Origin of the sequence: Methylobacterium sp. J-088 (assembly GCF_022829295.1) — a bacterium.
Lineage (GTDB): Bacteria > Pseudomonadota > Alphaproteobacteria > Rhizobiales > Beijerinckiaceae > Methylobacterium.
This window is the reverse complement of record NZ_JAKSYH010000254.1, coordinates 1-6,219: the sequence shown is the minus strand read 5'-3', so window position 1 is coordinate 6,219 and position 6,219 is coordinate 1. Positions and strand designations below refer to the sequence as shown.

Here is a 6,219-nt window from a genome sequence, read left to right as displayed (position 1 = left end):
CTGTGTCGAACACATCATGCTGACGATGAACGTCTCCGAGCGTGGTGCCTGTCGGGCACTCGGTCAGCATCGCTCGACACAGCGCAAGGTGCCGCGGGGCCGCGACGACGAAGAGGCGCTGACGGCCGATCTCGTGGCGTTAGCCGAGACGTACGGGCGCTATGGCTACCGCAAGATCAGCGCGTTGCTGAAGGCGGCCGGATGGTTCGTCAACGACAAGCGCGTCGAGCGGATCTGGCGGCGTGAGGGCCTGAAGGTCCCAGCCAAGCAGCCCAAGCGAGGGCGGATCTGGCACAACGACGGCTCCTGCATTCGTCTTCGCCCGGAACACCGCAATCACGTCTGGTCGTATGACTTCGTCGAGGCGCGCACGCATGACGGGCGCAAGTTCCGGATGCTTAACGTCGTCGACGAGTTCACGCACGAATGCCTGGCGATCCGTGTCGCTCGCAAACTCAAAGCGATCGACGTCATCGATGTGCTCTCGGACCTGTTCATCCTGCGGGGCGTACCGGGCCATATTCGATCGGATAACGGGCCGGAGTTCGTTGCGAAGGCCGTCCAGGGCTGGATTACCGGCGTCGGAGCAAAGACGGCCTACATTACGCCTGGCTCACCATGGGAGAATGGCTACGTCGAGAGCTTCAACCCACGGCTTCGCGACGAACTCCTCAACGGCGAGATCTTCTACACACTCAGGGAAGCACAGGTCGTCATCGAAAGCTGGAGACGTCACTACAACACCGTACGCCCGCACGCCTCACTGGGATACCGGCCGCCGGCACCAGAAGTGTTCATGCCAGCCTTCACCGCTTGGCCGGCTGCGCTCGCCCGACCAGCTCCGCCGGCCAAGCTACCCGTGGTGGAGCGGCCTACCGCGCACTAACTTTAACCTTGGACCACCCTGTGGGGGCCGATCAAATCGGCAAAAGTTTTAATTCCGATGCAAGGCGTTCTATACTTCGGTCGATACAGTGGTTCTGGGATAGACGCTGGTAAGATAAGGTTGTTAAGCAATCCGATCAGCTAATTTTGAACGTCCGAATTCTACACTCTCATCGAGCGCTGTTGAGGGGCACCAAACGAGCGATTCGTGCAGCGAGTTCCTCAGGAATGAAAGGCTTAACAAGGTAATCACTTGCACCAGCGTTCAAGGCGCCGACGATATCCTGTTCCAATTTGCGAGACGTCAACATCACGACCACGGTGGCCGCCGTTTCGGGCTTTGATTTGATGCGCCGCAACAGTTCAAATCCGTCGATACCCGGCATCATTGCATCGAGCACGGCGAGGTCGGGCGAGTCCTCCTGAATGACCCGAAGCGCCTCGGTTCCGTCAGAGACGATAATGACGTTGTAGCCGCGGCTCTTCAACTTAAGATTTATTATGGAGCGCGTAATGTTGTCGTCGTCAGCTACAACGATCAGAGGAGCACTGGACATTCGACTTCTCTTCAAAATCCGCCGCGGAGGCGCGCACCATCACGTTATTATCTCATCAAAATTGCATGGCGGTTCTCTATTTTTCGTTAAATCGATATGCCTTTGTCGCTGCTCGCGGCATCTGTGCCAATTGTGCACAAGCGCCTCGGATATTTGTATAACTTCCATTATGCAGTAAAATCTTTATCGGCGAGCAAAATGACATCGAAGCATAAGGTCTGGTCTTGACGCACGTAATTTGTTTGACCGGCGGTCCCAAGGTCCCAAGAACGCTCAAACTGTAGCACAAAGCTAAGGTTTTACGGATCTGATTGCGCGCGATCTGACTCCAGGTGGTTCCCTTGCGACAACGCTCCATCAGCTTGCAGCTGCTGCTGGCCTCCGCCTACGGCGTGCTCGCCCTGGTCTTGACGTTCAGCGTCAGCCTGATGGCAGAGCGAATCGCGACCTCGCAGCTTCGCGACGAGATCGGGCACGAGCTGACGAACTATGCAGACAATCTGCGCGACCGGCTCGATACGGTCATGCGCGACAACTTGGTGCTCGTGCGCTCTCTCGCAACGATGGGGCAGAGCGTCTCAGCGACGCCCGCGACTTGGCGTCGGTGGATCGATACGGTCCGCGCAGATCACCAGGAGTACGCCTGGCTCGGGCTCGCCGATGCGGACGGCAAGGTCGTCGCGAGTTCGGACGGGGTGCTCCAGGGGAAGGGCGTGTCGCAACGGCCTTGGTTCCGCGAGGCGCTCCAGAAGCCTTATGCCGGAGACGTGCACGAGGCCGTGCTTCTGGCCCAGGCGCTCCCGCCGTTGCCGGGCGGGGAGCCGATGCGCTTCGTCGACGTGTCGGCCGCCGTCCGCGATGACGAGGGGCGGCTCATCGGTGTCCTCGGCGGGCATCTGAGCTGGCGCTGGGTGCGCCAGATCGAGAGCTCAATGCTGGGCCGGTTGCAGGGGCGCCAGACTGGCATCGAAGGCCTCATCCTGCGCAAGGACGGCGAGGTGTTGCTCGGGCCGGCGGATATCGTGGGCCGGAAGCTCCCGCCCGGGATCGTGGACGCAATCGGCCGGGCCGCGGAGACACGGACGGGCGCCGCCCCGGCCATCGCCTTCTGGGACGAACGACCCTTCCTCATCGCGGCGAGCCGGTCCATGGCATCGGCGGATTATCCGGGCATGAACTGGATTGTGGTGATCCGTCAGCCCACTAGCACGGCGCTCGCGCCGGTGGCGGATGTAAGCCAAGCCATCCTGCTCTGGGGCGTTGCCCTCTCCGTCCCGTTCGGAATTCTAGGACTGCTCATCGCCCGCAGGACGGTGCGCCCGCTCCTCGCTCTGGTGGCTTTCGCTCAACGCCATCGCCACGGGGCTTGGAGCACCGACGTTCCATCCGGAGGCTACCGCGAAGCCGACGCACTCAGCTCGTCGCTCGCACGTCTGATCTCCGAATTGATGGCGCGGGACCGAGCCCTCGAGGCGAGCAACCGGGCCCTGGAGCAGCGGGTGGAGGAGCGCACCGCCGCCCTTCGCGACGCCTCTGTCCTTACGCAGAAGATCATGGAGAACAGCCCGGACGTCATCCTCGTCTGCAACCCGGAGGGACGGGTCGAGTTCGCGAGCCGGAGCGCCCACTGGATACACAACGCGCCCGGGCCGACAGACCTGATCGGCCGTCGCCTGTTCTCGCTATTTCCCCGCATGAGCGTCGAGGATCTCCACGCCGCGATGCTTCAGGCCTGCGACACGCCCGTTGTCGAGATCGAGCTTTTCTGTGCGTCGAAGGCCGGCAAAGGGCAGTGGCTCAGCGTTCTCGTGAGCTTCATGCACGATGGCTACAACCAACTCGAGCGGGTCCTCTACATCGTCCGGGATCGGACGATCGAACATGAGCGAAGGGTGGCGGAGCGCGCGGCGACCGCCGAGGCGCTTCGGCTGACCGACAAGGCGAAGGCCGCCAGCGAGGCGAAGAGTGCGTTCCTCGCCTCGATGAGCCACGAGATCCGGACGCCGCTCAACGCCGTGATCGGTTTCACCGGCATCATCCTCCAGCGCAACGATCTCGCGCCCGATCTCGCCCACCAGATCCGGATGATCCAAAGTTCCGGAAACGCCCTGCTCACGGTCGTCAACGATGTCCTGGATTTCTCCAAGATCGAGTCCGGCGCCATCGAGATCGAGCCGCGCCCCTTCCTGATTCGGGGACTCGCCGACAACGTCCGCATGATCGTCGCCACCCTCGCCGAGGAGAAGGGGCTCGCCGTCGGCGTCGAGATCGATCCGCGATTGTCGCCCTGCCACATGGGCGACGAGGATCGTTTGCAGCAGATCTTCCTCAACCTGATCAACAACGCGGTCAAGTTCACCCAAGAGGGTTCGATAACCCTGAGCGTGGTCTTTCTCGACCGGACCGAGACGAGCGAGCGGATCCTGATTTCGGTGACCGATACTGGGATCGGCATCTCTCAGGAGAAGATTGTTAGGCTGTTCAAGCGCTTCAGCCAAGTCGACGGGTCGATCCGCCGGGAGTTCGGGGGAACCGGCCTCGGCCTCGCGATCTCGCAGCGCCTCGCCAATCTCATGGGCAGTGAGATCGTCGTGTCGAGCGAGCCCTCGAAGGGCTCGACCTTCTCGTTCACCCTCTGCCTCGACATCGCCGATGCGGCGGAAGTCGCCGGTCCCGAGCCGGCGATGCACGCCCCGACTCGGCCCCGGTCCCTCCTTCTGGCCGAGGACCTGCCCGCCAATCAGGAGATCGTCCGCATCATCCTAGAATCCGCGGGCCACAGCGTAGAAATTGTCGGCGACGGGGCTTCCGCGGTCAGGGCGGTGCAGACCGGCGCGTTCGACGCCGTCCTCATGGACGTGCAGATGCCCATCATGGACGGGCTGACGGCCACCGCCGAGATCCGTGCCTTGCCCCGGCCGCGTTCCGCGATCCCGATCATCGCCCTCACGGCGAACGTGCTGTCGGACCAAGTCAAGGCCCTGAAGGCGGCGGGGATGGACGGCCATATCGGTAAGCCCTTCCGCCGCGCCGATCTCCTAGAGACCATCGAACGGTGCTGCCGGCGCGGGATTGAGACCGGGCCTGTCCAAGCCGAGGTATCACCGGGCACCCCGGGTGCCGCACCGGACGCAGCGATCCTCGATGATCTCATCGAACTCGCGGGTCGTCCGCAGGTCCTCGTCTGGATCGACGAGCTTCAGCAGCGGATTGCCGAGACCTATCCCGACGCAGGCGACGTCGCGGTCACGGAAAGTCTGATGGCCGCCAACCATACTCTGGTCTCACAGGCGGGCATGCTCGGCTTCACCGCTCTGTCCTACGCCTGCCAAGCGGCCGAGCGGGATCATCGGGCCGGCGCGGCCATCGCGGAGGCGATGCGGCACTGCTGCATCGAGGCCGCGCGTGCGATTGCCGGATGCCGGGCCGTCCTGGATGCCCGTCCCCCCGAGTGCCCTGCGGAGCCCCTCAAGATCGCCGTCTGACCGAATTCGCCGCGATCAAAATTGAGGCCGTATACGGACCCACCTGAGCCCGCGGCAGGGGTGCCGGCCCGCGGTGCGGGTCAGCCCTCCGACCCGACCCGGCCAGATAGGTGCTTCGCCTCGAAATCATGCTTCGGAAGGGGCGCCCCGAAGAGATAACCCTGGAGGTCGCTGCAGCCGAACTCGCAAACGGTCGCGCGCTGCTCCTCCGTCTCGACACCTTCGGCGGTGACGCTCATGCCGAGGCCTAGGCCCAGCGCGGTGATCGCCTGGAGGATCGAGACGGTGGCCGGATCCGCGAGGTCTTGCACGAAAGTTTGATCGATCTTCAGTTTATCGAAGGGGAAGGTCCGGAGATACGAGAGGCTGGAATAGCCCGTTCCGAAATCGTCCAGCGAGATCCGGACGCCGAGTCGGCGCAATAGATGCAGCGCTTCGATGACCTGCGGGAGGCTCGTCATCAGCACGGTTTCGGTGATCTCGAGCTCGAGGCGTTCCGGGGCGAGGCCGGTCTCCGCGAGGGCGTGCATCACGACCTCGACGAAGCGCGCCTGCCGGAACTGAACCGCCGAGATGTTGACCGCGATCTGTAACTCGGCGGGCCAGCGGGCTGCGTCGTGATCGGCCCCCACGAGGTGGTCCAAGGGTAAAGTTAGTGCACGGTGGGCCGCTCCGCCGCGAGTAGCTTGGCCGGCGGAGCTGGTCGGGCGAGCGCAGCCGGCCAAGCGGAGAAGGCGGGCACGAACACCTCCGGGGCCGGCGGCCGGTATCCCAAAGAGGCATGCGGGCGCACGCCGTTGTAGTGACGTCGCCAGCTTTCGATGACGACCTGCGCTTCCCCGAGTGTGTAGAAGATCTCGCCGTTCAGGAGTTCGTCGCGAAGCCGTGCGTTGAAGCTTTCGCCGTAGCCGTTCTCCTACGGTGAGCCTCGCGTGATGTAGGCCTTCTTCGGTCCGACGCCGGGTATCCAATCGTGGACGGCCTTGCCATCGAACCCGCGGCCTTTATCCGAACCGAGAAGGGCTGAGTCGAAAGCTTCAACGCACCGCTTCGCCACGAACTCCTGAACGGCGAGATCTTCAACAAACTCAGGGAAGCGCAGGTCGTCATCGAAAGCGGGCGACGTCACTACAACGGCGTGCGCCCGCATGCCTCATTGGGATACCGGCCGCCGGCCCCGGAGGTGTTCGTGCCAGCCTTCTCCGCTTGGCCGGCTGCGCTCGCCCGACCAGCTCCGCCGGCCAAGCTACTCGCGGCGGAGCGGCCCACCGTGCACTAACTTTACCCTTGGA

The 6,219-nt window shown here is 63.3% G+C and carries 4 protein-coding genes and 2 pseudogenes; 3 read left to right on the top strand and 3 right to left on the bottom strand.

Annotated elements, in window-relative coordinates; translation table 11 throughout:
- A partial coding sequence (locus MKK63_RS27800) for an IS3 family transposase (RefSeq protein ID WP_244007236.1) occupies nucleotides 1–886 on the top strand: 886 nt, incomplete at its 5' end.
- 169 nt (nucleotides 887–1,055) lie between these two features.
- On the opposite strand, the gene MKK63_RS27795 is transcribed toward MKK63_RS27800, so the two are convergent.
- Nucleotides 1,056–1,442, bottom strand: a complete 387-nt coding sequence (locus tag MKK63_RS27795; protein WP_244007234.1) for a PleD family two-component system response regulator — start codon at nucleotides 1,440–1,442, stop codon at nucleotides 1,056–1,058.
- A gap of 341 nt (nucleotides 1,443–1,783) precedes the next feature.
- Between MKK63_RS27795 and MKK63_RS27790 the strand changes: the two genes are divergently transcribed.
- A complete protein-coding gene (locus MKK63_RS27790) occupies nucleotides 1,784–4,927 on the top strand; it encodes an ATP-binding protein (RefSeq protein WP_244007232.1) in 3,144 nt (1,047 codons plus the stop codon).
- A gap of 80 nt (nucleotides 4,928–5,007) precedes the next feature.
- Here the strand turns inward: MKK63_RS27790 and MKK63_RS27785 are convergent, their stop codons facing one another.
- Nucleotides 5,008–5,559, bottom strand: a complete 552-nt coding sequence (locus tag MKK63_RS27785) for an EAL domain-containing protein (protein ID WP_244007230.1) — start codon at nucleotides 5,557–5,559, stop codon at nucleotides 5,008–5,010.
- A 20-nt stretch (nucleotides 5,560–5,579) separates the two neighbouring features.
- A pseudogene (locus MKK63_RS27780) lies at nucleotides 5,580–5,939 on the bottom strand (integrase core domain-containing protein); the annotation flags it as partial.
- 18 nt (nucleotides 5,940–5,957) lie between these two features.
- On the opposite strand from MKK63_RS27780, the pseudogene MKK63_RS27775 reads away from it, so the two are divergent.
- A pseudogene (locus MKK63_RS27775) lies at nucleotides 5,958–6,206 on the top strand (integrase core domain-containing protein); the annotation flags it as partial.
- Nucleotides 6,207–6,219: the final 13 nt, after the last annotated feature.

What these genes read in the sequence shown, in the direction of transcription:
- MKK63_RS27795 (WP_244007234.1), bottom strand. Translation starts at nt 1,442, where the DNA reads ATGTCCAGTGCTCCTCTGATCGTTGTAGCTGACGACGACAACATTACG.